Below are 26,398 nucleotides of genomic sequence, written 5' to 3' on the forward strand. Positions count from 1 at the left end.
TCTAATAGCGGGTGCGTCCGGTCTCTTCGGTTGTAACTCCGAAGTGCATGGTGCGGTAGTCGAAGGTATAACTCTTCAACTCGTCCAGGGCATCCATACCCAGGGTGCCATAGGTATCATCGACTGCGCTTGAGCCAAGCGGTTCCGTGAGCACCTGCATGAAGTGGAAGCTCGCCGGAGTCTCTCCTACCAGAAGGCGCACCGATTCGGAGACATACGCCGGCGCGGGAGGCTTATGCTGCGATCCGGGCATGCTGAGCAACTGCATCTTCTTGTCTGCAAACTCGTCTTCATGCTCGGCATAGTAGCGGGATGTGAGATAGGTCTGCTGCCCACTGGCGTCAATCGCGTACATGCGCTCTTCGCCGGGCTTGCCGAGTGCTGCGAGGATCTGGTCGCCGTCCAGAAAGAAGCGTGCGCCGCTGGTGAGACGCTCGCCTTTTTCGCCCGGCTGTACCTCGATCTTGGCGTCGGCGGTGATCTTCAGGCTCCCCAGCGCGGAGATCGCGGGATAGCCCAGCACGCCGCGCACCTCGTAATGCGATTGTGGAAAGGCATAATCCGCATCGTCAAAGACAAAGGCAGTCATGTTGCGAAAGGTAACCGTCCCCAGCGTGAAGCGTGGAATCACCGTTGCGTGAACCACCATCGCCCGGCCCGTGATGGTGTGCACCGTCGCTGACTGCTCGGATATTTTAAGCCCGACTTCTCTTGCCGTGGAACGGCAGATGAGATTAAAAGGAGCGGTCGGGTCGAGCATCCAGTCATGCGATTGCGCGTCGACAAAAACCGGGATATCCGTCAGCCCGATCGCATCGCGGTCATAGGGCAGGGAAAACGCGTCGCCCGGTTCGACCGTCATCGCAGGATGGCCAATGGCGAGGGGCAGCAGCTTCAGCGGAAGCTCGATCTCGTCCCGCTCATCGGCAGTCAGGCTGGCGCCCATACGGCTGTCGTAGTTCTGGTATGCCTGCGATGCCTTGGCCCATTGGCCGGTGCGTAGATAGTCCTCGGCGAGCGCTTTGCGAACGATTTTTTCCTGAGCCGCATCGCCGCTGGAGACTAAGGAATCCAGCAGCGGCTCCAGCATCTGGATGGACTCCAGCGGCTTGTTCTCATGATTGGCGAGCACGCCGCGCAGGAGTTGCTTTTGCTTTGGCGGCAGCACCGCGTCGTCATTGCTCTCCGGGGCATCGAGCATCTGTTCCATGTCCGGGAACTGGTGATCTCGCAGCAGTGAAAACAGCCTGGAAAAGGTACTCTGCTCCTGGCCGAATTGTGACCCGGTCCGAACCTGCGCGCCTGCGCCGGGAGCTGCCTCCGGCGTGGCGCCGGGCTGCTGTGCACTGGACTGCTGTGGAGGTGCAGGAGGCGATGGCAATGTTTGCGGCGTTTGGGACTTTTGGGGCTGCGGTAATGCGGGTTTTGGTGTAGCGTCCTGCGGAAGAGTTTCCTGGGCGTTCAATGCTGTTACCGCTGCCAGACTTGAAATCAGCATCCATGCGACGCCAACATGGGGTCTCCCAACCTGCCTGATAGCTCTGCCCCACTTACCCAAGTCACAACCAAACATGCTACGAAGTTACCAGATCTTCCACCCTTAATTCAGTTTCGTTCTATCGGTTGCGATTCCTTGGTACTGCCGGGATGTGGTACTCCTGCGCAAATTCCTGCCCGATTTGAATAGACACGTGGACCGCCGCTGATTAGACTTGAGCTTTCCCCGATTCAGTGTAAAGAATCGCAAAAGGACGCATAACAATACGGTCGTCCGATTGCCGTTGTCCCAGTAGGGTAAGTTTGTCCGTAGGTTTATACAGGGGAGAATACAGGAACGGCCCGGCATATTTGTATCATTGGCGACAGCACTAGCACGCAGCATGTCTTAACTTAGGGAGTTCAGCCCGTAATAAACCGCCCGTTTCCAGGATGGAATATGGTATTTTTCGTTTCGCTCATTTGCTGCGCCGCGGCACTTGCGTCTGCAGGGTTTCTTTATCAATGGTTTGGAGCACATCGCGATCGTCGTCTTTACGCCGGTCTTGGCCGATGGATCAGTATTGGGAACGGCTGCAAGCTTTATATGCTCGAAAAAGGTTCGGGCGGCCCAACTGTACTTTTTGAGGCTGGAATAGCCGCGACCAATCTGAATTGGTGCCATATTCAGGATATGGTCTCCGAATTCACCCATACCGCCTCTTACGATCGCGGCGGTCTTGGCTGGAGCAGCCCATCGAACACCGTGCGCACCCCCGGCAACATTGCGATTGAGCTGAACGCGATGCTGGAGGCTGCTGGCATCAAGCCGCCCTACGTGCTTGTAGGCCACTCCTTTGGCGGGCTTGTCATGCGGCGTTACGCGCTCCTCTATCCGGAAAATGTCGCAGGCATCATCCTGGTAGATCCCATGCGCTGTGAAGAATGGCCTCCGTTGAACCCAGAGAAGCAGGCGTTGCTCGATCGTGGCGCAAAGCTCTCCGGTTATGCGGTTCCCATCGCACGGTCGGGCCTGGCCCGGCTCGCTGTAACGTCCCTGCTCTGCCGTTCCGGGCGCCTGTCCACCTTTCTGGCTGGAGCAGCCGGCAAAGGGGGAATGCATGTCCTCGGCCGCATCAAAAGCGAAGTTGGCAAGATGCCTGAGGCAGTCTGGCCCATCGTGGCCGCTCACTGGTCGCGTCCTGGCTACTACGTCGGCATGTCAGACCATATCGTGGCTGTTCCCGACACCGTGCGGGAGATGCAAAACGCCGAACCCATCTTCGGCATTCCTATTTTGCTGTTGACGCCGATCACCTCTTCTCCGCTGACGGATGAATGCCTGGCCTGCATCGGGGACAACATTCAGCAGGTAATCGCGCCAGAGAGCGAGCATTGGATTCATCTCGATGAGCCGGATCTGGTCATCGACTCCATCCGGGAGATGGTGATGGCCACCAGTTCCATGACGGTTGAGGTCATTGCCTAAGGCTGCCACGTATTGATTTTGACCGGCGGCTTGGGTCATTACTGACGGCTCGGGTTATTTTGGTTGTGGACCATTTTGGTCCTGACGAGTTTCATATTGTTTTCAGGCGGGACTCTTGTCCCGCCCTATGAACTCCCTTATGTCTCTCCCGGTACACTGTCAGTAACGATGAAGCGAAGAATGATCGAGCACTACGAGATACTCCGCCGCCTTGGTGCGGGCGGGAGCGGCGTCGTGTATCTCGCCAATGACACACTTCTGACGCGTCCGGTCGTGCTCAAGATTCTGCGCCGCGGGCTGCTTACGCAGGGGCAGATGCGGACCACCGTCCTGCGCGAAGCCCGGTTGGCATCGGCCATCGAACACCCTAACGTCTGCGCTATCTATGAAGTAGGCGAAACCGGCGAAGAAGCGTACATCGTAATGCAGTTCGTTCCCGGCCAGTCGGTCGATACGCTGATCGCGCGCGGACCGGCAAATGTGCAGCTCGTGCTTTCGGTCGGCATTCAGATCGCGGACGGCCTCCAGGCAGCCCATGCGCTGGGTATTTTTCACCGTGACCTGAAGCCTCAGAATGTCATGCTGACCGACGGAGGGCTGGTCAAGATCCTCGACTTCGGTCTGGCTCGCCGCCTGCATCCGGAAGAGGCGGATTTCGATCCGTCCAAACCAACTGTTCCCCGAACTACTTCTCTCGCAGAGACTTACACCGCGCGCGGCGGAACAATCCGCTACATGGCCCCGGAGCAATTCGTCACCGGCCAGTCGAGCGTGCAGTCGGATATCTGGGCGCTTGGTGTCCTGCTCTACGAACTCACGGCTGGACGGCACCCGTTTGCGCGTCCCGATGCAGAAGATTTCCAGGTCATTCGCGCGATCCAGTTTTCAGATCCGCCCGATCTGGAGGAGATCGTTCCCGGTCTTTCCATCGAGTTGAAGAGTGTGATCGCGACTTGCCTGGAAAAGAATCCCGCTGTCCGTTACTCCTCGGCCGGCGAGGTAAGGGAAGCACTCAAAACCATCATGAAAGCGATGCAGCTTGAGACGGGCGGTATTCCCGGCGACGCTGCGGCCAATCTTGTGACCAGCGGCCCGGAAGCGGAGAAGCGAACCACCAGCTTTCTCTCGATGCTTGCCGAGCGCTTTCGCGAGTCCAGCAGCGAGTCTCCGCGCCAGAACTCCGTCGTGGTGCTGCCGTTCAATAATCTTGGCACCACACAGGTTGCGCCGCTCTATGGGTTTGCGCTGGCCGATGCGATCGCAGCGCGGTTGGCCCGCATTCCATCCATAGTTGTCCGTCCATCCAGCTCCCTGATGAGCCTGCCTACCGCGCAGATGGACCCGCTCGATATTGGCCAGAAGCTGCTGGTTTCGCATGTATTGGCGGGGAATTTCATGCGCTCCGAGCAGGGCTTCGACCTCAACTGGCAGTTGCTTGACGTGGCTTCGCAAAGCGTACGCTCCGGTGGAACGATCAGTGTTGCTTCGTTCGATCTGATTGCCGTGCAGAATGAAATCTCCAACGAAGTTTTCGCCGTGCTGCAAGGCATCGGCGGCGTCGATAACCGCTCGCCGCAGTCTGAAAATGGCAGGTCCGTCTCCCGCGATGTTTCGTTGCCGGATGTCGTTTCGGAAGAGTATCTGCAAGCGCGTGCGTTGCTCAGTTCCTTTATGACTCGCACCGGCTCGCGTGCGGATCTCGATCGCGCCCATGCTTTATTTGAGAACATCACCACCAGCGATCCGGAGTTTGCCGCTGGCTGGTCCGGCCTGGGCATTGCCGAACTGCAATATGTGCGCCACGGCTTCGGCGGCCAGATTCACGTGATGACAGCTCGCCGCGCCTTTGATCTTGCTTACAAGCTCGATCCCGGCTCGACCGAGGCCAATCTTTATCGCATCTACATGCTGCTCTCGCGTGGCGAAAAAGAATCGGCTCGTCACGGCATTGCCAACCTGCTCAGCTCAGCGGCCAACGACTGGAATGTGCACATGGTCGCGGGCATTACGCTGCGTATCGACGGCATGTATGAAGAGGCGTTGAACCAGTTCAGCCAGGCGCTCAAGCTGAATCCAGCGAACGCGGCGCTGCTCTATAATCACCGCGCACGCGTCTATCACTACAAAAATCAGCTTGAGGTTGCAGGCGACGAGCTTGCCAAGGGTCTGGCGCTTGAGCCGCGGCATCCGCTATTGCGAACTTCGGCTGGCTACCAGCAGATGCGCATGGGCAATCTGCACGAGGCGATTGCGCTTCTTGAAGCTGTGATTCACGACGACAACTCGATGCGCATCGCCGTTCCAACGCTGGCGTTTTGCTACGTGCAGGTGGGCGAACGAGCGCGGGGCGCTGCTCTGCTCAAGGACGACACGCTTGCCGCCGCCGAAGCCGACAGCGAAATGGCCTATCGCCTTGCTTCGTATTTCGCTGTCGAGGGCGACTCCAGCGAGGCGTTGCACTGGCTGCGCCGGGCGATTTACCTGGGGAACGAAAACTATCCTTGGTTCGCCAAGAATCCTGCATGGAATAACCTGCGTACCAACTCGGATTTCGACCGGATTCTCGAAGATCTGAAAAAAGCGTATCGCAAGAATCAGAAGATCTGGACACGGCTGCTGGAGCAGGTTCCGCACGATTCCGAATAATGGCCGGGCTCTACAGAGTCTTCAATACCTGAATTGAAAATGTTCGAGCGCCAGCACCACCGCCACGGAAAAAGCCGGCGCACTCAAGGTCGAGAGAAAATTCACAGCATCGTTATTCAGCCAACGGCCGCGTTCGAGCGTTGCGCCCAGCAGGCTGTCGAATAGCAGACCGAAGACTCCGCCAACAAACACCAGCCAGAAAATGGACCATCCGTTTCCGAGTACGGGTCCAAGCACCAGGGCGGACACGGCGCCGATGATTGCAGCGGCTACGACTCCGGCAGCAGTGCCTATCAGCGTGATGGCGCCATCGGTTCCCGGTTCCACCACGCGCAGGGATGTAACCATGCGCGGACGGCCGCCAAAAACCTGCCCAATTTCAGAGGAAGCCGTGTCCGCCGCCGCTTCTGCAAGTGCCGCGGACGAGAGCGTGAGCGCCAGCGATGGACCATGCTGAGCCGATCCCAGCGTGCCCAGGAACAATGCGGATAACGTGGGATGAGCCAGCAAAGCCGCTGCCCCGAGATTTGCTGCCACCTGTGCGGAATTTCGCCCGTGTTTTTCTTCGCTGGTGCCGAGCTTCTCTTTTTTGGATCGCCCGATTTTGGTTGCCGCATACGCAATCAAAAATACGGCCAGCACCGGCAGTAGACCGCCGTGGAGCCAACTGCTCGAATACGGGTAGTTCGTAGTCGAATACATCAGGCTTGCCGCAAGGGTTGCCCCTGTCGCAGCCGCAGCCGCGGTGCCTGCCCTCAGCCGCCATACGACCAGGCCAAAAACACTGCAGATTCCCAGGGTCGTCCAGGCTACGACAGGCACTTGGTTCGACCACCAAAGACTGTCCAGCAGGGCGCTGATCGCTGTCCAGGGCACCACCAGCAGCAGGATTATTTTGGACTGCCAATTCAGCGAATGTTGTGACTCAAGATTTCCCACACGTCTCCCCTTCGATCTGGTCCAAGTCCTGCTTTACACAAGACTACCAACCAACGCCTGTCCAATGCGTCCAACCGTCATACCTGTGATTTACAATCGACCAGTAAGCAGGACATTGACTGAATGATTGAATTCTTCCAAAGCTTTATCCCGGCGCATCGGCGTCTGGCCCAGGGAACACTGGCATTTGCAACCATTGCAGCTCTCGCAGGATGCGGCAGCACTCCCCGCCCCACCACGACGCCGATTACCCCTACCGGGCCGGCATCGCAGCCTGCATCGTTTGCCTTTGTGATCTCCACGCCATTGCCCACCGCCCAGACGCCAGTTCCGCAAGGCGTCGGCACGGTAATCGATTACTCCGGTGACACGATTATGGCCAGTGCGCAGATTGGTCCCAACCCGGTGACCTTTGCCCTCAATGGCGGTGGATCGGAAGCCTGGACGCTCAATGGAGACGGCACTGTCTCCAACATTCCAGTCTCTACCAACCTGCAGCCCAAGCTGGTGACTTACAGTACTCTGAGCCAGTTCAACGGCGCCGATCCGGTTGTTGGACTCTTCAACAGTTCGCTGGGTCTGTACGCTCTGGATACCACGACCGATCCCGTTACCGGCAAATCGCAACTGGATGTGCTCACCGGCAGCCCGGACGCTTTCAAGCTGACTGTCCCGGTTGATCAGACGCCTGTCACCATGGTCGGTGTCTCCAGCGCTACGCGTTACTACACCATCAGCCAGAATATTCCTTACGGAATCGCCTGCAATACCAATCCCACCGGCGTCACACAGACCGGCACGGCCGATGGTATCGAGACCCTGACCTATACCGTCTCGTCGCAGATTCCGCTGGGAGTTTGCCCCGTATACGCAGTCGGCACACCGGATACGAAGCGCGTCTTCGTTCTGAACCGCGGCAGCGATACGATCACAGTGATCAATAGCCAGAACAATGCGCCTGATCAGTGCCCCGCAAACAGCGTCAACCAGAATGGCCAGCCCTTTAAATGCCATCCTGTACTGCCTCTGTCCACGACAGCAGTCAACGCTATCTGCCCAACCCCGACGGCAGCAACCTGCGTCCTGCCGCCGAACGGAACCACCGGCTTTCCTGCTGTTGCCGGTCCGGTCTACGCCGAGTACAACCAGGCCACCGGCCAGTTGGTCGTCTCCAACTATGATGGCAACACCATCAGCATCATCGACGTAAGCCTGGATGAGTTTGGCAACGACAGCCCGACCTTTGGCACCACCTTCACCGTGGCCGTGGGCAACAATCCTGCCGCAGTCACCGTGCTAGCCGATGGCTCGCGTGCGTATGTCGCCAACCAGTCCGGCGATGCCGTGAATGGATCCGATGCCGGCTCCGTCACCATCGTCAATATGAACAGCCATACGATCGAGAAGACCTTACCAGTCACCGGTCATCCTCGTACCGTCGTCTCTACGGAAAACTCGCTCTTCGGCAAAGTCTACGTGGCTTCTCCTGACAGCCCTGACGTCACGATCATCCGTACCGATCAGGACATTATCAGCACCTCCATCCTGGTGCAGGGAAACGCTATCGACGTTCGCACAACTTCGCCTGACGCGAGTTCGGCCAATACGAATACCGTGAGCCGCCTGCCGGGCGCAGGTCAGCCCTGCTTCCTGCCTCCAACGGAGCTCACTCCTACCTCGGTTGCGGATTGCCAGTTGCTGCAATTGCCGTAGTTCTGAAGCTAAAACCGGTTCAGCGAAACCAGTTCAGCGCAACCGGTTCAACAATGAGCCACAATGCAAAGGGCCAGTCTTCTCAGAAGACTGGCCCTTTGCATTGTGATCGCGTTTCCTGTTCGAAGAATATACCGATAGGAAAAATGCTCCAGCCTTGACGACTTAGGGCTGGCTGCCAGCCTTTGCCTTACTGCCCGCTCAGGACTATCGGGGCTGTTGGCGTCGTTGCTCCGCCTTCGTTTTCGATTGTCACTCCAAAGGCGCTTGCCTGCATCTGGGTTGGGAGGGATGGGAAGATCACTGCCGCATCGCCCTGCAAGTCCGGCTTGAACAAGCCTGCCGGAATCGGGGGAGTGCCATTCGCAGGAATCAGCCACAACTCGTATGTCTTGCCCGCAGGAATGGGAAGCAGGTTAGCTGCGGTAAACACCAGCTTGCCGGAAACCGCGGCATACAGAACATGACCTTCCGGCATTTTTTGAGCCACGGGCTTAGGAGACAGCGACACGTGTTGCGCGCCATTTCCATGCAGGAATTCCTTCAATTCAGCCAGCTCGCTGTTTTGAGACTCGGCACGTGCCATCGCAGGCATGAGCTGACGAATCTGGCGCATGTGAGTGACATCATCGTAGGCAACGAACAACAGCGCGGCAGCCAGCGCCCCGGAGAGAATCCGGAGAGGCATGGGAGTCTGCAGCCATTCGTGCAAAGACTTGGTTGCGATGAACATGCGGTTGTTGTTCCGCATCTGCGTAAACTTTGATTCGGTAGTATCGGTATTCAGCTTCTTGAGGAAGCGCTCGCGTGCTCCGGCTGGCACAGCTTCCTGGGGAATCACCGTCGCGTAGCTGGCCAATTCCACCTGAATCCGGGCCAATTCGTCGCGGCACTGGTTGCACAGGGAAATATGCGCTGTCAGGTTGCCTAGTTGAACCTCCGGCAGCGTACCCAAGGCGTACTGGATGAGATCGTCTTCCGGAATGTGGACTGCATCTTGCATGCTCATGCTTCCAGCGCCTTTCTCACCGTCATCAAAGCGGTGCGAATGCGCGTTTTTACCGTGCCGAGCGGAGTTCCCGTCCGCTCTGAAATCTCTGTGTGTGTCAAACCTTCAAAATACGCCATCTGCAGGGAAGTCTGTTGTTCGCTGGGCAATGCCTCAACGACACCACGCACCTGATCCATCAGATGATTCTCTTCCACCGCCCGCTGTAAATTTCTCGGCTCGGGAAGGACCATGTCCTCCAACGGCTGCATATGCGACCTTCGCCGAATCACATCAATCGACCGGTTGCGGGCTACGACTGCCAGCCATGCCCCGAGGCTGCCGCGTTGGGATACAAACCCTCCGGGTTGTCTCCAAACCTGTAGCAGCACTTCCTGCATGACGTCCTCCGCAAGCGCAGGTTCTCGCAATACTCGCAGGGCTATTGAATAGACCAACCGCGAATATCGGTCAAAAAGCGTTGCCATTGCAGCTTGATCCTGCCTGGCAACCGCTTCCAGCAACTCGGCGTCTTCCATTTGCATGGCTTCCGTTTCTTCTACCGCTGTTGCCTGCCTGATCTCTGTGAATAGAACGAGGCAGACCGTAGTTTGGATTGCATCGTGCCGTACTTCTGAATTTCTGAAGAATTAACAGAAAGACAAGACTACTGTTTCAGCGAGCGCGTGACAACTCGCACAGTCAATTAGAAGCATAATAGATTCAGAAGGATGATCACTTCAGCACGAATACGAATCGATACCCTGATGGTCCAGAAAGGACTTGTTCCAAGTCGGGAACGAGCCCGCGCCCTCATTCTGGCTGGACGAGTGCTGGTATCCGAACAAAAAGTCGATAAACCCGGCACCGCTTTCGCCGACGATGTGCCAATTCGCATCCTTGGCCAGATCGACGGCAAGGACCAGCGTTATGTCAGCCGTGGCGGCCTCAAGCTGGAAGCAGCCCTGGCGCACTGGACTATTCCTGTCGATGGCCGCGCCTGCCTCGACATCGGCACATCGACCGGCGGATTCACCGACTGCCTTTTGCAGCACGGCGCCAGCCACGTCTCCTGCGTCGACACCGGTTACGGTCAGATTGCCATGAGCCTGCGCCAGGATGCCCGTGTGAAACTCTACGAGCGCACCAATGCGCGTCTGCTCGCTCCCGGCTTGCTCGATGCGACTCCGCCCGCTCTGACGTTGCTGGTCATGGATGTTTCCTTTATCGCCGCAAGCCTCGTTCTTCCTGCCGTTCGCGCGGCCGCCACAAGCCTCACCGAGGCGGTTGTGCTGGTCAAGCCGCAGTTTGAGGCAGGGCGCGAACATGTGGGCAAGGGCGGCATCGTCCGCGACCCGCTGGCGCACCAGATTGCGATTGATCGCGTGGCGCAATGCCTGACCGGGCTCGGTGCGCATTCGATCGAGGTGATCCCATCTCCTATTACCGGTATGGAAGGCAATCATGAATTCCTTCTGCATGCGCTGCTCGGGGCAGTTTCGCCCGGTTCACATTGAGAACCTCTGTTTCAGTAGCTGGGGTACACTGAAGGTGTCCAGATGAACCGAATCGCTATTGTTTCCAAGCCTCTTAAAGAGGAGCTCGCGCGGCTGCTTCCAGAACTCGTCGTATGGCTCCGTGAACATAATTTTGAACCAGTTCTGGATCGCGAAAGCGCCTCCTACCTGGTCGGGGCTGAAGCCTCCCAGGGTATATCCCGTATTGAAAAATCCGGCATCGCAGTCCTGGATCGCCCGGATCTCCCGCAGGCTCGTCCATCGCTGGTCGTTGTTCTCGGCGGCGATGGCACGTTGTTAGCGGTGGGGCGTATTTTTGCTCGTACGGATACACCGATCCTCAGCGTCAACCTCGGCTCTCTCGGCTTCCTCACCGAGGTTCGCCTCTCCAGCCTCTATCCCACGCTGGAGGGCTGGTGTGATAACTGCTGCACCATCGACGAGCGCACCATGCTGCACGCCGAGCTGTGGCGCGATGAGCAATGCATTACCAGCTTCGAGGCTGTGAACGATGTTGTGCTCTCCAAGGGCGCGATTGCTCGCATGGGCGACTTCGCCGTTGAGCTCGATGGCATGCTGGCCGCGCGCTTCCGCGCCGACGGCGTCATCGTTGCCACCCCTACCGGATCGACAGCGTATACGCTGGCAGCCAACGGCCCGATCCTGGTTCCCGGCGTAGATGCCCACGTCATCACGCCCATCTGCCCGCATCTGCTTACACTGCGGCCAATGGTTGTGCCTTCCACCGCCACGCTCACCCTGCGCATCGAGGGGCCCAAAGGCGGACTTCCCAACCAGACCGTGCTTACGGTAGATGGTCAGCAGGCAGTCGATCTTCGCGTCGGGGACGAGCTTCGCTGTCACCGCTCCGAGTTCACCGTAAAGCTGGTTCGTCTCGGAGGCAATGGCTTCTTTGAGGCTCTGCGCAGCAAACTCAAATGGGGCGAGCGGTAGCACTCGCCTGCTGCGGCCGCCTTGGTCCGCAGCCTGCCATGCTAAACTCGCCAACATCCGGTTTTCTTTTCTGAAATGGATTCTCAAGCAGGCAACTGCGTACGCCACAGATCCGCAAGTCTCAGTTGGGAAGCCAAATTCTAAAATTTAGAAAATCTCAGGGAGAATCCCACCTTGTCCCATCTCTGGAACAGAACAACTCTCGTTACGGCAGTCTCCATATTGTCGCTCTCATTTGCGATTCCATCCTTTGCCCAGGGTCCGGAGCGGCGTGCAACAACCGAGACGAAAGAAGAGCCTTCAAAGGACATTCCCATTCCGCAGGAGACGACCGCGATCACCCAGCATCAGCAGACCATTGGCGGCCAGACCATTCACTACACGGCTACCGTTGGCAATTTGCTGATCAGCAAAGAAGATCACGATCAGAACGAGAAGCCATACCACAGCATCTTCTACGTGGCCTATACCGCGGATGGAGCGGACGCCAAAACGCGCCCCGTAACCTTCCTCTACAACGGCGGTCCTGGCTCCGCGACGATCTGGCTTGAGATGGGGTCTGTCGGCCCGGTGCGCGTGCTTTCACAGAGCCCCGAGGCTACTCACAATCCGCCGTTCCAGGTGGTGCCTAACGAGTACAGCCTGCTCGATAAGACCGATCTCGTCTTCATCGACGCACCCGCCACCGGCTACTCGCGCCCGGTCGGAAAGGGAACTGTGAAGGATGTGGCCGGCGTGGATCAGGATCTGACCGCGTTCACCAAATTCATCATTCGCTACATCACGGTGAACCACCGCTGGAACTCACCGAAATTCCTCTTCGGCGAGTCCTACGGAACCACGCGTTCGGCTGGTCTCTCCGCAACGCTCAATGAAGAAGGCGTGCAGTTGAACGGCGTCATCCTGCTCTCGTCAATCCTCAACTATAACGCACACGCCGCTGGTCTCGACAACGAATACATCACCGACCTGCCGACCTTTGCCGCCATCGCGTACTACCACAACAAGGTTGCCGACAAGCCAGCCGACATTCTCACCTTCGTCCAGCAGGCGCGCGAATTCGCAAGCGGACCTTATGCCGCAGCGCTCTTCGCAGGCAACACCATCAGCCCCGCAGAAGAGGATAAGGTCGCAGCCGATCTCAGCCGCTTCACCGGCCTCAGTGTCAAGTATGTGAAGGACGCGAATCTGCGCATCTCGCCCACGCGTTTCCGCAAGGAACTGCTGCGCGATCAGAACAAAGTTCTGGGACGTTACGACGGACGCTTCGAAGGTCCTGACGCGGATGCGGCTGGCGAATTTCCCGGCTTCGATCCCTCCGATACAGGCATCTCCGGAGCTTACATCGACTCTTTCCACGACTACCTTGAGAAGGAGCTGAAGTACAGCAATCCAGAGACCTACAACAACAGCGGACCAGGCGTGAACCAGCAGTGGGATGAGCATCATCGTCCTGCCTCCGGTGGCCGTGGTTTCGGCCAGCAGACCATGCCCTACGTCGCAGGAGACCTGGGCGATACCATTCGCAAGAATCCCTATCTCAAGGTCTTCTCCGCGAACGGCCTCTACGATCTGGCCACGCCCTTCTACTCAACTGAGTGGGAGCTGTCGCACATGGGAACAGACGCCAAACTGCGCAACAATGTCCAGTTCGGCTACTATCCCTCGGGCCACATGGTTTATCTCAATGTAGACGCGCTCAAAGCCTTCCGGCAGGATCTTGGGAAGTTCTACGACAGCGCCAAATAACCACAGCGCAAAGTAACGGGAACAATCAGAAATAAAAACAGAAAGCCCCGGTTTCGATGTATTTCCCATACATCGAAACCGGGGCTTTCTCCTGCTCTGCGGATTCAGTTTTACCGATTAGCTCTACTGATTCAACTCGGTCAACAAGACCCTGGCCTTCAATGCCAGAGTATGTGCGCCATCGACATCGCCGGTCTTTAACGCTTCCCGTGCCTGCTTGAGAAATTCACGAATCTGGGCAGCGGTCTTGGTTTCCGAATCGCTCAGAGTTCGGGAAATTCCGTTCAAGCCTTTTTCCGTGCCGCTGATGGAGTTTTCCGTCTGCGCTCGCAGATCGCCGGAGTCCCCGCCGGAGAGCTGGCCGATCGCGCTCACAGCAGCCCCAGGATTGGCAGCTTCCTGATTTGCTGCAGGGTTCGCTCCAGAGTTCGTCGCAGGAGTCACAGGCTTCTTGGGACGAGGTACTTTCTTCTTTGGCGGCGGAGGTGGAGGCGTCGAATTGGCTGTCGTTGAAGGTGCAGGCGGAACATCGCCCACGACAGGCGCCGGTAGATCTGCCGTAGATACGGCTACTGGCTGCTGCGGTGGTGCATCGACAATTGGTGGAGCTAGCGCCTGTGGCGGCGTCTGTTTTACTTTTTGATCGCAGCCCATCAATAAAACAGGCAGCAACAACCCCACGGCATACTTGGCCGTAAAACTCATCCTTCCAACCCCTTTACGCTTTCTAAAACCGTCGGCTGAGGATGCCGCCGTCCCCGGTCCGTGGCAGAGAGGGGAATTCGCAGTTGGAATTCCGAGCCACGACCTAGTTCTGATTGTACGTCGATACTGCCATGATGCAACTGGAGAATGCGATAAGTCATTGCCAGCCCTATGCCGCTGCCATCTTTCTTCGTGGTGAAATACAAATCGAAGATTTTCTCGCGAAGCTCCTCGGAGATACCTTCGCCTTCATCCAGCACTTTGATCACTGCCGATTTGCCATCTTCAACCAGCAAAACCTCTAATTTGCCGCCGTAAGGCATCGCTTGGCCGCCGTTCTGCACCACATTCAGCACGGCCTGTTTCAGCAGATCAACGTCCACCTTGGCAACCATCGGGAATTCGGGAAGCTTGCAGGTCAGCCTCACCTGCCTGGTCGATAGTTCAGCCGCAGCCAGCGTCACCACGTCCGACACCACGTTGCGCAGGTCGTACTCGATCAGGCGCACTTCTACTGGACGAGAAAAGTCCACCAGCGTTTGCACAACACGGTCCAGTCGATGAATTTCGGAATCAATAATGTCAAGGTGGCGCGTTGCCGGAGTCGCCGTATCGCCCAGTTTGGTCTTCAACAGCTCCAGGTGAACCACAATGGCATTGATCGGGTTTTTCACCTCATGCCCCACGCCCGACGTAAGACGCCCAATTGCCGCCATGCGCCGTGAAAGCTCAAATTCGCTCTCGATTACTTCCATCGACTCCTGATCATGCAGGGTCAGCAGGGCGCCCAATCCCTGCCGCAAACCATCGTCGTGAATGAAGTCCAGCGATACCTCGATCCGGTTGCCGGCCTCGGTCCTGATCTCTTCCTGCACCAGCGTTACGCCGGCATCCCAGGCATCGCGTATCGTCGTGCTTAGCACCGTGCTCCGGTCAAAAATATCTCGCGCATGCTGCCCCAGCAGGTCGTTCCGATCCATGTGCAGAAAGCGTCCAACCGAGTTGGAAACCAGCACCACGCGCCCATCCCCGGTAAACAGCACGATGCCATCCTGCAGATTACCCAGCACCTGGTCGAGATTCTCCTTGAGTGCCGAGAAAACCTCTTCCACGTTGCGCATGCGCTGACCGATTCGCTCGATCTTGTTGGAGACACGCAGCACCGTATCGGTTGTCTCCGGTTCCTCGCCGTCGGAGCTCTGCTCTTCCGCCGAAGGAGTCCAGTAATCCAGTTGCAGGTTCAGCTCTTCCATCGGCTGCAAGGCCAGGTTGGCGAGCAGGAATGCCACCAGCAGCGCCGTTCCCAGGGCGAAACCCATCAGTGCCAGCGCTGTCTTCAGCCACGGCCAATAGTGCTCCAGCAGAAACGTGGTGCGCACGCCGACCCGAACCGTGGCAAACGGCTCGCCGTTGCGGTCCAGCGGCACTGTAACGTCATACACCTTGGGCTTGCCGAAGATCGTCTCCAGCAGCTCTACAGGATTGCTGTCCTGCAGCCGTTGATAGTTCGGCCGTGTCGGGAGCAATTGATCGTCGCCGCCCGGTCCCGTGGTCAGCAAAGCCCGATTTTGCCGGTCGCTGATGCTGATGTCATACACCGTCGGCGAATAGCGTATTGCCGAGTTCACGAGCGCCATCAAAGCCGTGTTATCTCTCACCGCCATTGCCGCCAGGTTGCGTAATTGCACCGGGTCGTTCGGATCGACTTTCTGATCCTTCAGTCCCGTTTCAAGCGCCAGTTGCAATGCGTAGCGAACCTGCTGCGCGACCAGAACATTCGTGTCATACGACTGTTGTACCGCCGCCTCAAGCAGTCGGCTGACATACACCAGGGAAAGTACGGCCGTGATTAAAAACACCAAGCTGGTAATTGCCAGAACGAGTTTAGTTTTAAGGCTCATTCGCTAGCTTGCGCTTTCCCGTTGGTATTCGTATTCCTTGAGCTTGTTGTGTAGTGTCTTCAAACTTACACCGAGAATCTCGGCAGCCCGCGTCTTATTTTGCCCGGTATGTTCCAGCGTACGCAGAATTAATAGTTTCTCTGCTTCGCCCACCGTCGCTCCAACGCGTACCTGTACCGAATTTCCGTCCGCAGCAGGAGCAGGCGGAACGAAAACCTTGCCAAAGCCAGGCGGCAGATGAGCGATCTCCACCATTCCCGCATCGGACGAAAGAATCACCGCGCGCTCCATCAGGTTGCGCAGCTCGCGCGCATTGCCCGGCCACTCATGCTGCTGCAATCGCTCCTGTACCGCCGCTGAAACCCCAACCACGCGCCGCCCATGCTTCTGGTTCATCTCCTCCAGCATCGCTTCGACCATGTCGGGAATATCCTCGCGATGCTCCCGCAACGGCGGCATATGAATATGAAACACATTCAGCCGATAAAACAAGTCCGAACGCAGTTGCCCCGCGGCAACAGCCTCCTCGGGATTGCGATTGGTGGCAGCCAGCACGCGAACATCCACATCCTGCTCGTTACGCGCTCCCAGCCGCCGCAGCTTGCGTTCTTCCAGTACGCGGAGCAGCTTGGCCTGCGTGCCGATAGGCATTTCGCCCAGTTCATCCAGTAGCAATGTGCCTTCTTCCGCCAACTCAAAGCAGCCCGCCCGGCGCTCCATCGCTCCGGTAAACGAGCCTTTTTCGTGGCCGAAGATTTCGCTCTCCATCAGCGTCTCAGGAATCGCCGCGCAGTTCACCGCCACGAATGGGCGATCCTTGCGATCGCTCAGATCATGCAGCGTCCGCGCCACCAGCTCTTTGCCCGTGCCACTTTCGCCGGTGATCAGCACGGAGACGTTGGAAGGCGCAATCCGCTCGATCAGCCCAAACACTTCCTGCATCGGTTTGGAGTGACCGACCAGTGCGCCCAGCACTCCGCTCTGCCGCAGTTGCCGCCGCGTAACCTCCAGCTCCAGCTCGGTATTGCGTTGCCGCACCGCGTTGGCCAGGATGGTCTTCAGCCGCGTCGCATCCACCGGCTTCGAGATGAAGTCGTAAGCACCCAGCTTCATGGCGTCCACGGCCAGCTCAACCGAACCCTGTGCTGTCAGCACCACAACAGCCAGATTGCTGTTGCCGGAGTCGGTCAGCTTCGTCAGCAGCCCAATGCCATCCATACGCGGCATTTTGAGGTCGGTGACGACAATGGCCGGGTCCCATGCCAGGACCTTTTCATAACCTTCGACGCCATCGCGCGCGGTCTCCGTCCGATAGCCCCAGCCGGAAATCAGCTCCGCCAGGCCCATCAGGGCATGAACCTCGTCTTCCACAATCAGAACTTTGGTAGGTGTCTGCATCGCTTTCCCGTATCCGCCAAACTGCTCAAAAACAAGAACCTGGGATTTCAAACAGTCCGTAGACTCCGTTCTACCACGCCCGCTTGTTTAAAGAATGGTTCGTAATGCACCAAAGTCACCCTACAGGGTATCCTGTGGCCATGTCTTCTGATATGTCCAATTTCGAGATCACCGTCCAGGATGCAGCGATTCTGCTTAAAGAGGGTAAGGCCAAGTTGATCGACGTGCGCGAACCCATCGAATACGCTACCGCCAAAATCGATGGCAGCACCCTGATTCCCATGGGCGACATTCCCGCCCGCGCCCACCAGGAACTCGACCCCGACGACCACCTGCTGATCCTTTGCCATCACGGCGCAAGATCGCTCAGCGTCACTAACTGGCTCCGCCAGCAGGGCTTCGACTCCACTCAGTCCATCGCAGGCGGCATAGAACAATGGTCCCGCGAAATCGACCCCAAAGTCCCCCGTTACTGACACAGTTGTCTTTGCCTTTGCAGCTGCAGTTGCCTTTGCCGTTGCTTTTCTGGCTGTCATTCCCGCAGGGAATCTGCTGTTAGCAGTTGCCGTTGCTTTTGCCGTTGCCCTTGCTTTTGCCTTTGCCGTTGCCTTTCTGTCTGTCATTCCCGAAGGGAATCTGCTGTCAGCCTTTGCAGTTGCCCTTCTATCCGCCATTCCCAAAAATGAATTCGCTTCCCCACCCCAACAAAAGACCAACCACCCAAACCGCCCCACCCCCAGAACCGAATCAACAAAGAAGCCGAACGGTATATCGTCATATACTTTTCCTTTGCCTCAGGGAGCCAACATGCCATCCTCCGCAATCGACTACGCCCGCCAGAACCAGTCTCGTTTTCTTGAAGAACTGAAAGCGCTCCTGCGCATTCCATCCGTTTCGACGGACCCGGCGCACAAGGGCGATGTCCGCAAAGCTGCCGAGGTGCTCGCAGCCGAGCTGAAGCGCATCGGCCTGGAGAATGTCCGCCTGATCGAGACCGGAACTCCAGAAAAGCCCGGCCATCCGCTCGTCTACGCCGACTGGCTGCATGCTTCCGGCAAACCAACCGTCCTCTGCTACGGACACTACGATGTCCAGCCCCCCGATCCGCTCGACGAATGGCTCTCGCCGCCCTTTGAGCCCACCGAGCGCGACGGCAACATCTACGCCCGCGGCGCCGTGGACGACAAGGGCCAGATGTACATGCACGTCAAAGCCATCGAATCTCTGCTCGCTTCAAACAGCAAGCTCCCGCTGAATGTCCGGGTCATTCTTGAAGGCGAAGAAGAAGTTGGCGGAGAGGGAATCGCCACCTTCGTCGCCTCCAAACCACCCGAGTTGCAGGCGGACTTTGCCCTCGTCTCCGATACGGAGATGTTCGCGCCTGGCCTGCCTACCCTATGCGTCGGCCTGCGCGGCATGATCTATACCGAGATCGAAGTGCGAGGAGCCAAGACCGATCTCCATTCCGGAATGTACGGCGGCGCGGCCCCCAATCCCTTCGTCGCGCTTGCACAGATCATCGCCCGCCTCAAGGACGAAAAAGGCCACATCCTCATCCCCGGCCTCTATGACAGGATCATTCCGCCCAGCCGCGAAGAACTCACCGCCTGGGAGAGCCTGCCCTTCGATGAAGAGCACTATCGTCAGACCGAGGTCGGCTCAAAATCCCTGGTCGGCGAAGAAGGCTACAGCGTTCTGGAACGAACCTGGGCGCGGCCTACCCTCGACGTTCACGGCATGCCCGGCGGCTTCATCGGAGCAGGCGCTAAAACCGTCATTCCCGCCAAGGCTCTCGCGAAAGTCTCGATCCGCCTGGTTCCGGACATGAATCCGACCGATACCTTCGCCCTCTACCAAAGCTTCGTCCAGCACCTGACGCCGCCCGGCGTGGACGTGGATGTCCGCCTGATCCACTCCGGCGAACCCTGCCTGATCCCGGTAGACAACCCCTACATCCAGGCAGCGACTTCAGCTCTCAAGGAAATCTGGGGCAAGGACACCGTCTTCATCCGCTCCGGAGGCTCGATTCCAATCGTCGGTGACTTCGCCCGACACCTCAATCTGCCCAGCGTCATGATGGGATTTGGTCTACCCGACGACAATCTTCACGCACCCAATGAGAAATTCCTCATCAGCAACTTCCACCAGGGCATTGAATCCATCGTCCGTTTTCTGGAAACCGTTGGCGAACCCGCCGAAAACTGAATCATGCCGGTGACAGAACAGCAGTGCAGGGAACCAGCCGCCGGTTTTATTCTCGCCGGCGGCCAATCCTCGCGCATGGGCACCGACAAAGCGCTGGCCATCTTCGACGGCCAACCGCTCGTCACAAACGCTCTGGCTATCCTGAAGACTGCTGGCTTGCCAGTTAAAATCGCTGGCTCACGCTCCAGTCTCGGCGAATTCGCAGAAGAAATCCCGGACAGCCTTCCATCGACCGGCCCCTTGGGTGGAATTTACGCAGCCCTGCGCCTCGCATCCGCAGGCCCAGCGACAGGTTCAGCTACAGGCCCAGCTACAGCCCCAGCCGCACAATGGAGCGTTTTTTTACCTGTGGATATGCCACTCATGCCGTCCGCGCTGATTGCCCGTCTGCTCGAACGCGCCATGCTGACCTCTGCCCCGATCACAGTAGCCACGCTCAACGGCCGGATGGAACCATTTCCTGTCGTGCTTCACCGAAATGCGCTGCCAATCATCGAGCAGCGCCTCCACTTCGGCGAAACGGGCTGCCAGTCGGCCTGGCGCTCAATACCTGTTGCTCTTGGCGAACGGCTCGATTCCGTCTCCGTTGAATCTCTCGTGCAGGCCGGTCACTGCCGCCATCCAGCCGGTCTTCCGCCAGCGTGGTGGTTCCAGAGCGCAAACACTCCCGCCGAACTTGCATGGCTCAACCGTATCTCGCAACAGTATCTGCGACAAAAATCTGCCACAAATCGCGTAAGCTGATCCTGTGAGCGAAGAGACCCAGACCGAATCCTCTTTTCCAAGTGAACGCGACCCGCAGGAGCCAGAATTGCAGCCAGAACCGGAGCCAGGTCCTGCGCCGTCCCTGCTGGAAGACCTTGATGAACTCCAATCCCCCACCTCCGTCAAGGAGCTTGAGGCTGCCTCCGCTGAGGCCAAGGTCGTCATCGCAGATGCAGTCGCCGAGGCTGCCGTGGCCAACCCAAGCGTCCCGCCCCTGGTGGCTGAGCCGTATATTGCTTTCGACAAGGTTTCCATAGCCTTTGGCGACCGCAAGATCCTGGATAACATCAGTTTTCACGTCGGTCGCGGCCAGACACTCTGCATCCTGGGGCGAAGCGGCGTCGGAAAATCTGTTTCGCTACGCATTCTGCTCGGCTTTCTAGCCGCAGACTCCGGCTGTATCCGCGTCGATGGCAAAGAGATTACGACCATGCACGAAGCCGGTCTCCAGGAGATCCGCAAACAAGTCACCATGGTTTTCCAAAATGGAGCCCTCTTCGACTCACTCTCGGTTGGCGAAAATATAGCGTTCCCCCTGCGCGAAAAAGGCGGCTTGGCCGAGGATCAGATTCAGCAGCTAGTCATGCGCCTGTTGGAACTCGTCGGAGCCAGCGAAACCATCGATCTCCTGCCCAGCAGCCTCTCGACCGGGCAAAAGCGCTGCATCGCCATCGCCCGCGGACTGGCCGCCCAACCCCAGGCCATCCTCTATGACGAGCCGACCACGATGGTCGATCCGATCATGGGCCGCCTCATCGGCGACCTCATACAGCGCCTCAAGCTGCAACTTGGCATTACCAGCATTGTCGTTACCCACGACATGCGCTTCGCCATGCGACTGGCCGATCTCGTCCTCTTTCTGGACTCCGGCACTGCCCGCTTTTTTGGAACCATCCACGAGTTTCAGCAGTGTACCGATCCGCATGTATTGCAGTTTTTGACGCTGGATGCCTATCAACTTCCGGTCGCTAACGGCAGTAAACGCTGACTTCGGCTGTCGAAATCCGTTAGAAACATTGTCCTTATATGGTTCTCATAAGTTTTGCACGCCGTTAACCTCGGATCGGTTAAACTGTTCTTAGTTCGATGGTTTGCTGTTGGCGTTTGAGTCATATTGGCAGCAAGGTTAGCCCGTATCACCGATTGGCTGATCTGCCTACAGTTTAGTTAGACACTTCCCATGTAGACCGTCCCGATACGGCTCACGAAGATGGAAGCGGATGAGTCGATGTGAATTAACTTCGCTCACCTGCTCCGTACTTTGGAAGTGTAGTAGCAATCTATTCAGGGGCCTGCGCTTGCTTCCTGATTGCGAAAACGGAAGACGTATTTTGCACAATCGAATGCAACCCGGGAGGCTCAATGCTGCTTCCTACAAGGTATACGCTCCCGGATTTCACCCATTGCAACCCTTTTTTGCTGCTGGTTTTGTACATCTGGATATGCATATTCCTCCTAACTGCTCCATGTTGACGGATTTTGCAGCATTTCCCGATTTTGAGGTTTGCGAACGCTATGGCGACATCTGAATTTTGGCAAAGAGTGTCCTCTACGCCTCCATCTCCCACACAGGAGTGGAGTGAAAGTGGCATTGCCAGTCACCAGAGAACCGCTCGTGGCAGCGCCGCGATGTGGATGGTTCTGGATGCTTTGACCGTTTTTGGGGCGGCATTGGTGGCGGCTACAATCGAGCTCGAAACAAATCCCGTGGCGGGACTTCTCAGCTTCTGGCATGGAACGCTCTTCCAGGGGCAGTCCACAGGCATACTTACCGCACTCCTGATTGGATTTACCGCAACCCTGATCGCCGTAAGCCGCGGCCTGCATCTTTATACGCCCGTACGCCTGACAAACCATCTCCACGAGCAGCGGCTGAGCGTACAAGCCTGCCTGGTGTCGGGACTTATCCTGACCGGCACGCTCTATCTCATCAAGGCCGAGCAAATCCCGCGCAGCGTCGTGCTGCTGACGGTAGTGCTGATCACGGTCTCCCTCAGCCTGCGCCGGCTCGTCTTCCGCGCCATGATGTACCGCCGCTTCGAGCGCGGCCTCAATACCCGCAACGTCATCATCGTAGGCACCGGCGCGGAAGCTCATGCGCTTCGTCACCATCTGCAGAGCATTCGCCAGCTTGGCTACATCTTTAAAGGATTCGTCCACGTCCCCGGCGTCGATACCCAATTAGCGGGCACAACGGGCGATGTTCTCGGCCCTCTGGATAGCCTTTTCGATCACGCCCGCAAGCATTTCGTGGATGAGATTTTCTTTACCTCCGCCTGCGAACGCGGCGTCATTAAGTCCGTTCTGGATCAGGCACGCGCCAACGGCATCGACCTGCGCGTAGTGCCGGATATGTATGACGGCCTGGCATGGAACAGCACCATCGAATATATCGGCCAGTTTCCAACGATTCCTCTCCACCGCGGCCACGTTCCAGAGGTCGGCTTGGTTCTCAAGAGGCTTCTGGATCTCACACTTGCGACTTTTGCGCTCCTCATCTTTTCACCGCTTCTGCTGATCATCGCCATCGCCGTCAAACTGGACTCGCGCGGGCCGATTTTCTACGCCTCTGAGCGAATCGGCAAGAAGGCCAGCGTCTTCAAATGTATTAAATTTCGCACCATGGTTCGCGACGCGGACCGCCGCCGTGCAGAAATCATGCACATGAACGAGCGCGAGGGCATTCTCTTCAAGATGTCCAACGACCCCCGCATTACCCGCGTCGGTCGTGTCCTGCGCAAGTATTCGCTGGACGAACTCCCCCAGTTTTTCAATGTCCTCTTCGGGGACATGAGTGTCGTAGGGCCGCGTCCCCCGATCGCCAGCGAAGTACGCCAATACAACCTGGCACACCTTCGCCGCCTCGATGTAACCCCCGGTATCACAGGGCTTTGGCAGGTTCAGGCTCGTCAGGATCCCTCTTTTGACAGCTACATCTCACTCGATGTGGCATACATCGAAAACTGGACCGTATGGCTGGATATCAAGATCATCCTGCGAACCATCGGCGTAGTCTTCGCCGGCACTGGGTCTTAAAAACAGAGACCAGAGAACAGGAAAAAGCGACCAGGGAAAAGGGAATAGCAGCCTGAGGTCAGGCCGTTAGCCCAATGGGAGATTCAGTATTCTCTGGTCCCATACTCCCCGGTCCTTCCACCGCTCCGATTTACACTAGACATGTGAAGATAGCTTTAGCCCAGATCAATCCCACTGTCGGGGACTTCACCGGCAATCTTGCAAAGATCGTCAGTGCTACCCAGAGTGCAGCCAGTTCCGGTGCCAGGCTCACGGTTTTCTCTGAACTGTCCCTATGCGGCTACCCTCCCGCCGACCTGCTTGAAAAGCCCAGCTTCCTCGCCCGCTGCGTCAGCGTGATTGAGGAGCTGTGCGCGGCCACCGCATCGCTGCCGACAGCCGTGCTGGTCGGAGTTGCGCTCCCGGCGCCGCAAGGCTCCGGCAAATCCGCCGTGAATGCAGCCGTCCTCATCGACAAGGGACAAGTCCTGCTCGAACAGCACAAGATGCTGCTGCCCTTCTATGACGTCTTCGATGAACAGCGCTATTTCGCCCCGGCAACCAGCCAGTGTGTCGTCGAACTCGACGGCGAACGGCTGGCCGTCACTATCTGCGAAGACGCCTGGAACGACAAAGGCTTCTGGCCGCAGCAGCGCTATCCCGTTGACCCCGTGGAAGATCTGATGCGTCAGCATCCCACGGTACTGATCAACATCTCGGCCTCCCCATACTGGCACGGCAAGATCACCATTCGGCAGCAGATGCTCGCGGCCATTGCTACGCGCCATCGGATTCCCGTTTTCATCTCCAATCAGGTCGGCGGCAACGACAGCCTGGTCTTCGATGGCTCCTCATTCGCCCTGGCCGCCGATGGAACAGTCCTCGTCCAGGCTGCCTCATTCCGCGAAGATATCGTCCTGGTAGACAGCACGCTGCCTACCGGCGTGGACATCCCGGAAGCCTTGCAGGAATCGGAAACCGAAGCCGCTTATCAGGCACTCGTTCTCGGCACACGCGATTACGTTCTAAAGACCGGTTTCAGCAAAGTCCTCATCGCACTCAGCGGAGGAATTGATTCGGCTCTGGTCACTGCAATCGCCGTCGATGCGCTTGGACCGGAAAACGTCCTCGTCATCGGTATGCCCAGCCAGTATTCGTCTACCGGCTCAGTCGACGATAGCCTCCAACTCGCTCGCAATCTCGGCATCCAATTCGAAACCCTGGCAATCGCGGATATCTATCACCAGTTCGCGGATACCCTCAAGCCAATGTTCGTCGGCAGGCACCCGGATCTGACCGAAGAGAATCTGCAATCGCGGATTCGCGGCGTGCTGATGATGGCTCTTTCAAACAAATTCTCATCGCTCGTGCTCACGACCGGCAACAAATCCGAGATGGCCGTCGGCTACTGCACTCTTTATGGAGATATGGTTGGCGCCCTCGCCGTAATTGGCGATCTGGTTAAGACCCGCGTCTACGCGCTCAGTCACTGGATCAACCGCAATGGAGAAGTGATTCCCGAATCGATCCTCACCAAGGCTCCCTCGGCCGAACTGCGCCCCGATCAAAAGGATACGGATTCGCTGCCGCCCTACGATGTCCTCGATCCCATCCTTGAGGCCTACGTCGAACGCTACGAATCTCCCGCGCAAATCGTAGCGAAGTACGGTTTTCCCACTTCAACCGTCGAACAGATAGTCCGCCTCGTCGAGCGCACCGAGTACAAGCGCCAGCAGGCCGCCCCGGTTCTCAAACTCACTCCCAAATCTTTTGGCATGGGCCGCCGGTTTCCCATTGCTGCCCGGGTTCAGGTATAAACCAATTGTGTGCATTGTTTCCCCGCAAGGGCTCAACGCAACAAAGGAGAACTAAGCTTGATTCATCCATCGCTTCGTCGCGGCAGCCTTGCCGCACTCGCCTCCGCCGCAATTCTTACCCTGCCTTTTTTTGCTCAGCCGCTATTCGCGCAGACAGAGGTACCCGCAGCTCCCCAGGAACCGATAGCCTCTGCGGAACCTTCCTTCCCCAAGCCTGAAGCATCCGATTTCACCGCTGACTCGCCCACCAAGGCCCAGGTCGAAGGCTTCTTGCATGCTAACTGGGGATATGACACCAATCGCCTCTACCAGGTGCAGCGCATTGTCAAGACCAGCGTACCCGGAATCAGCAGCGTCGTCATACTCGTTGGCGAAAAGGGAAACAAGCAGACCGGAGCGCTTCAGTTCTTCACCTTGCCCGATGGAAAGCACATCATCACCGGCGGCGAAATCCTGCCCTTCGGCGAACATCCCTACACGGAGAACCGAGCCACCCTCATCGAGCGTGCTGACGGCCCATCCAAAGGCGCAGCCTCCAAGGATCTGGAGTTGGTAGAGTTCGCTGACTTTCAATGCCCTCACTGCAAAGATGCGCAGGGCACCATGGACAAGCTGGCGACCGACTTCCCCAACGCACACATCGTCTACCAGAGCTTTCCCCTGGTCAAGATTCACCCCGAAGCCTTCCGTTCCGCGGCTTACGGTGTCTGCGTAGCTAAGCTCGGCGGAAATCCCGCCTTCTTCACCTACGCATCTGCCGTTTTCGAAGGTCAGGCCGGACTCGCCAGCGCCGAGGGAGCAACGCTCACCCTCAACAGCGCCGTGTCCAAGGCTGGACTCGCACCCGAAAAGGTCGAAGCCTGCTCCAAGACTCCAGAGACCAAGGCCACCGTTGATGCCGGCGTCAAACTCGCCGAAGACCTCAACGTCAATCAAACTCCCACCCTGGCAATCAACGGCCATCTGATTCCCCTCGGCGGCATTCCGTACGAGTCACTGAAGCAGATGATCACCTTCCAGGTACAGAACGACGGCGCCGCCAAGTAAGCGATCGTCCTCTCTCAAGCAAGCAAAACAAAAGGGCCACCGGATAACGGATGGCCCTTTGTCTTGCTCTGAAT

20 protein-coding genes are annotated in these 26,398 nt (G+C 57.6%); 13 read left to right on the top strand and 7 right to left on the bottom strand.

The genetic code is table 11. From position 1 onward, the window contains the following. Nucleotide 1: 1 nt before the first annotated feature. Nucleotides 2-1,498 carry a retropepsin-like aspartic protease gene (locus OHL19_RS10060; protein ID WP_263357529.1) on the bottom strand — a complete coding sequence of 499 codons (1,497 nt, stop codon included), beginning with the start codon at nucleotides 1,496-1,498 and terminating at the stop codon, nucleotides 2-4. 438 nt (nucleotides 1,499-1,936) lie between these two features. On the opposite strand from OHL19_RS10060, the gene OHL19_RS10065 reads away from it, so the two are divergent. Further along, nucleotides 1,937-2,965, top strand: a complete 1,029-nt coding sequence (locus tag OHL19_RS10065; RefSeq protein WP_263357530.1) for an alpha/beta fold hydrolase — start codon at nucleotides 1,937-1,939, stop codon at nucleotides 2,963-2,965. 168 nt (nucleotides 2,966-3,133) lie between these two features. Next, nucleotides 3,134-5,611, top strand: a complete 2,478-nt coding sequence (locus OHL19_RS10070; protein WP_263357531.1) for a serine/threonine-protein kinase — start codon at nucleotides 3,134-3,136, stop codon at nucleotides 5,609-5,611. Between the two features lie 21 nt (nucleotides 5,612-5,632). Here OHL19_RS10070 and OHL19_RS10075 read toward each other — a convergent pair whose 3' ends face one another. Further along, nucleotides 5,633-6,550: a DUF92 domain-containing protein gene (locus tag OHL19_RS10075; RefSeq protein ID WP_263357532.1), complete on the bottom strand. Its 918-nt coding sequence runs from the start codon at nucleotides 6,548-6,550 to the stop codon at nucleotides 5,633-5,635. Nucleotides 6,551-6,673: 123 nt separating this feature from the next. Here OHL19_RS10075 and OHL19_RS10080 point away from each other — a divergent pair, with 123 nt between their 5' ends. After that, nucleotides 6,674-8,263 (top strand): YncE family protein, encoded by a 1,590-nt coding sequence (locus tag OHL19_RS10080; RefSeq protein ID WP_263357533.1) that lies wholly within the window; start codon nucleotides 6,674-6,676, stop codon nucleotides 8,261-8,263. A 190-nt stretch (nucleotides 8,264-8,453) separates the two neighbouring features. Here the strand turns inward: OHL19_RS10080 and OHL19_RS10085 are convergent, their stop codons facing one another. Next, nucleotides 8,454-9,272 carry an anti-sigma factor gene (locus tag OHL19_RS10085; protein WP_263357534.1) on the bottom strand — a complete coding sequence of 273 codons (819 nt, stop codon included), beginning with the start codon at nucleotides 9,270-9,272 and terminating at the stop codon, nucleotides 8,454-8,456. Continuing rightward, nucleotides 9,269-9,796, bottom strand: coding sequence for a sigma-70 family RNA polymerase sigma factor (locus tag OHL19_RS10090; RefSeq protein ID WP_263357535.1), 528 nt, complete (start codon nucleotides 9,794-9,796; stop codon nucleotides 9,269-9,271). Before OHL19_RS10090 ends, OHL19_RS10085 begins: the two co-directional genes overlap by 4 nt. A gap of 186 nt (nucleotides 9,797-9,982) precedes the next feature. On the opposite strand from OHL19_RS10090, the gene OHL19_RS10095 reads away from it, so the two are divergent. The 3 genes from OHL19_RS10095 to OHL19_RS10105 all read left to right on the top strand — a co-directional run bounded on the left by OHL19_RS10095 (nucleotide 9,983) and on the right by OHL19_RS10105 (nucleotide 13,471). Next, nucleotides 9,983-10,768, top strand: coding sequence for a TlyA family RNA methyltransferase (locus OHL19_RS10095; RefSeq protein WP_263357536.1), 786 nt, complete (start codon nucleotides 9,983-9,985; stop codon nucleotides 10,766-10,768). A gap of 42 nt (nucleotides 10,769-10,810) precedes the next feature. Next, nucleotides 10,811-11,722 carry an NAD(+)/NADH kinase gene (locus OHL19_RS10100; protein WP_263357537.1) on the top strand — a complete coding sequence of 304 codons (912 nt, stop codon included), beginning with the start codon at nucleotides 10,811-10,813 and terminating at the stop codon, nucleotides 11,720-11,722. Nucleotides 11,723-11,896: 174 nt separating this feature from the next. Then, nucleotides 11,897-13,471, top strand: a complete 1,575-nt coding sequence (locus OHL19_RS10105; protein ID WP_263357538.1) for a S10 family peptidase — start codon at nucleotides 11,897-11,899, stop codon at nucleotides 13,469-13,471. Between the two features lie 123 nt (nucleotides 13,472-13,594). On the opposite strand, the gene OHL19_RS10110 is transcribed toward OHL19_RS10105, so the two are convergent. Genes OHL19_RS10110 through OHL19_RS10120 form a run of 3 tightly spaced genes read right to left on the bottom strand, consistent with a single transcriptional unit; the run spans nucleotide 13,595 to nucleotide 17,526 of the window. Beyond that, complete coding sequence (locus OHL19_RS10110; RefSeq protein WP_263357539.1) at nucleotides 13,595-14,176, bottom strand: flagellar protein FliS; 582 nt, start codon at nucleotides 14,174-14,176, stop codon at nucleotides 13,595-13,597. Next, a complete protein-coding gene (locus OHL19_RS10115) occupies nucleotides 14,173-16,077 on the bottom strand; it encodes a sensor histidine kinase (RefSeq protein ID WP_263357540.1) in 1,905 nt (634 codons plus the stop codon). Before OHL19_RS10115 ends, OHL19_RS10110 begins: the two co-directional genes overlap by 4 nt. A 3-nt stretch (nucleotides 16,078-16,080) precedes the next feature. After that, complete coding sequence (locus OHL19_RS10120) at nucleotides 16,081-17,526, bottom strand: sigma-54-dependent transcriptional regulator (RefSeq protein WP_317890561.1); 1,446 nt, start codon at nucleotides 17,524-17,526, stop codon at nucleotides 16,081-16,083. An 89-nt stretch (nucleotides 17,527-17,615) separates the two neighbouring features. On the opposite strand from OHL19_RS10120, the gene OHL19_RS10125 reads away from it, so the two are divergent. The 7 genes from OHL19_RS10125 (at nucleotide 17,616) to OHL19_RS10155 (ending at nucleotide 26,324) form a co-directional block, all read left to right on the top strand. Next, nucleotides 17,616-17,951, top strand: a complete 336-nt coding sequence (locus OHL19_RS10125; RefSeq protein ID WP_263357541.1) for a rhodanese-like domain-containing protein — start codon at nucleotides 17,616-17,618, stop codon at nucleotides 17,949-17,951. A 331-nt stretch (nucleotides 17,952-18,282) separates the two neighbouring features. Then, a complete protein-coding gene (locus OHL19_RS10130) occupies nucleotides 18,283-19,680 on the top strand; it encodes a dipeptidase (protein WP_263357542.1) in 1,398 nt (465 codons plus the stop codon). Between the two features lie 3 nt (nucleotides 19,681-19,683). Continuing rightward, nucleotides 19,684-20,424, top strand: coding sequence for a molybdenum cofactor guanylyltransferase (locus OHL19_RS10135; RefSeq protein ID WP_263357543.1), 741 nt, complete (start codon nucleotides 19,684-19,686; stop codon nucleotides 20,422-20,424). Nucleotides 20,425-20,428: 4 nt separating this feature from the next. Continuing rightward, nucleotides 20,429-21,433 (top strand): ABC transporter ATP-binding protein, encoded by a 1,005-nt coding sequence (locus OHL19_RS10140; RefSeq protein WP_263357544.1) that lies wholly within the window; start codon nucleotides 20,429-20,431, stop codon nucleotides 21,431-21,433. A gap of 527 nt (nucleotides 21,434-21,960) precedes the next feature. Next, complete coding sequence (locus tag OHL19_RS10145) at nucleotides 21,961-23,481, top strand: sugar transferase (protein WP_263357545.1); 1,521 nt, start codon at nucleotides 21,961-21,963, stop codon at nucleotides 23,479-23,481. A gap of 143 nt (nucleotides 23,482-23,624) precedes the next feature. Beyond that, on the top strand, nucleotides 23,625-25,277 hold the full coding sequence (locus OHL19_RS10150; protein WP_263357546.1) for an NAD+ synthase: 1,653 nt from the start codon (nucleotides 23,625-23,627) through the stop codon (nucleotides 25,275-25,277). A gap of 57 nt (nucleotides 25,278-25,334) precedes the next feature. Beyond that, nucleotides 25,335-26,324: a DsbA family protein gene (locus OHL19_RS10155; protein ID WP_263357547.1), complete on the top strand. Its 990-nt coding sequence runs from the start codon at nucleotides 25,335-25,337 to the stop codon at nucleotides 26,322-26,324. Nucleotides 26,325-26,398 lie beyond the last annotated feature (74 nt).

This window comes from Acidicapsa ligni (assembly GCF_025685655.1).
Classification (GTDB): Bacteria; Acidobacteriota; Terriglobia; order Terriglobales; family Acidobacteriaceae; genus Acidicapsa; species Acidicapsa ligni.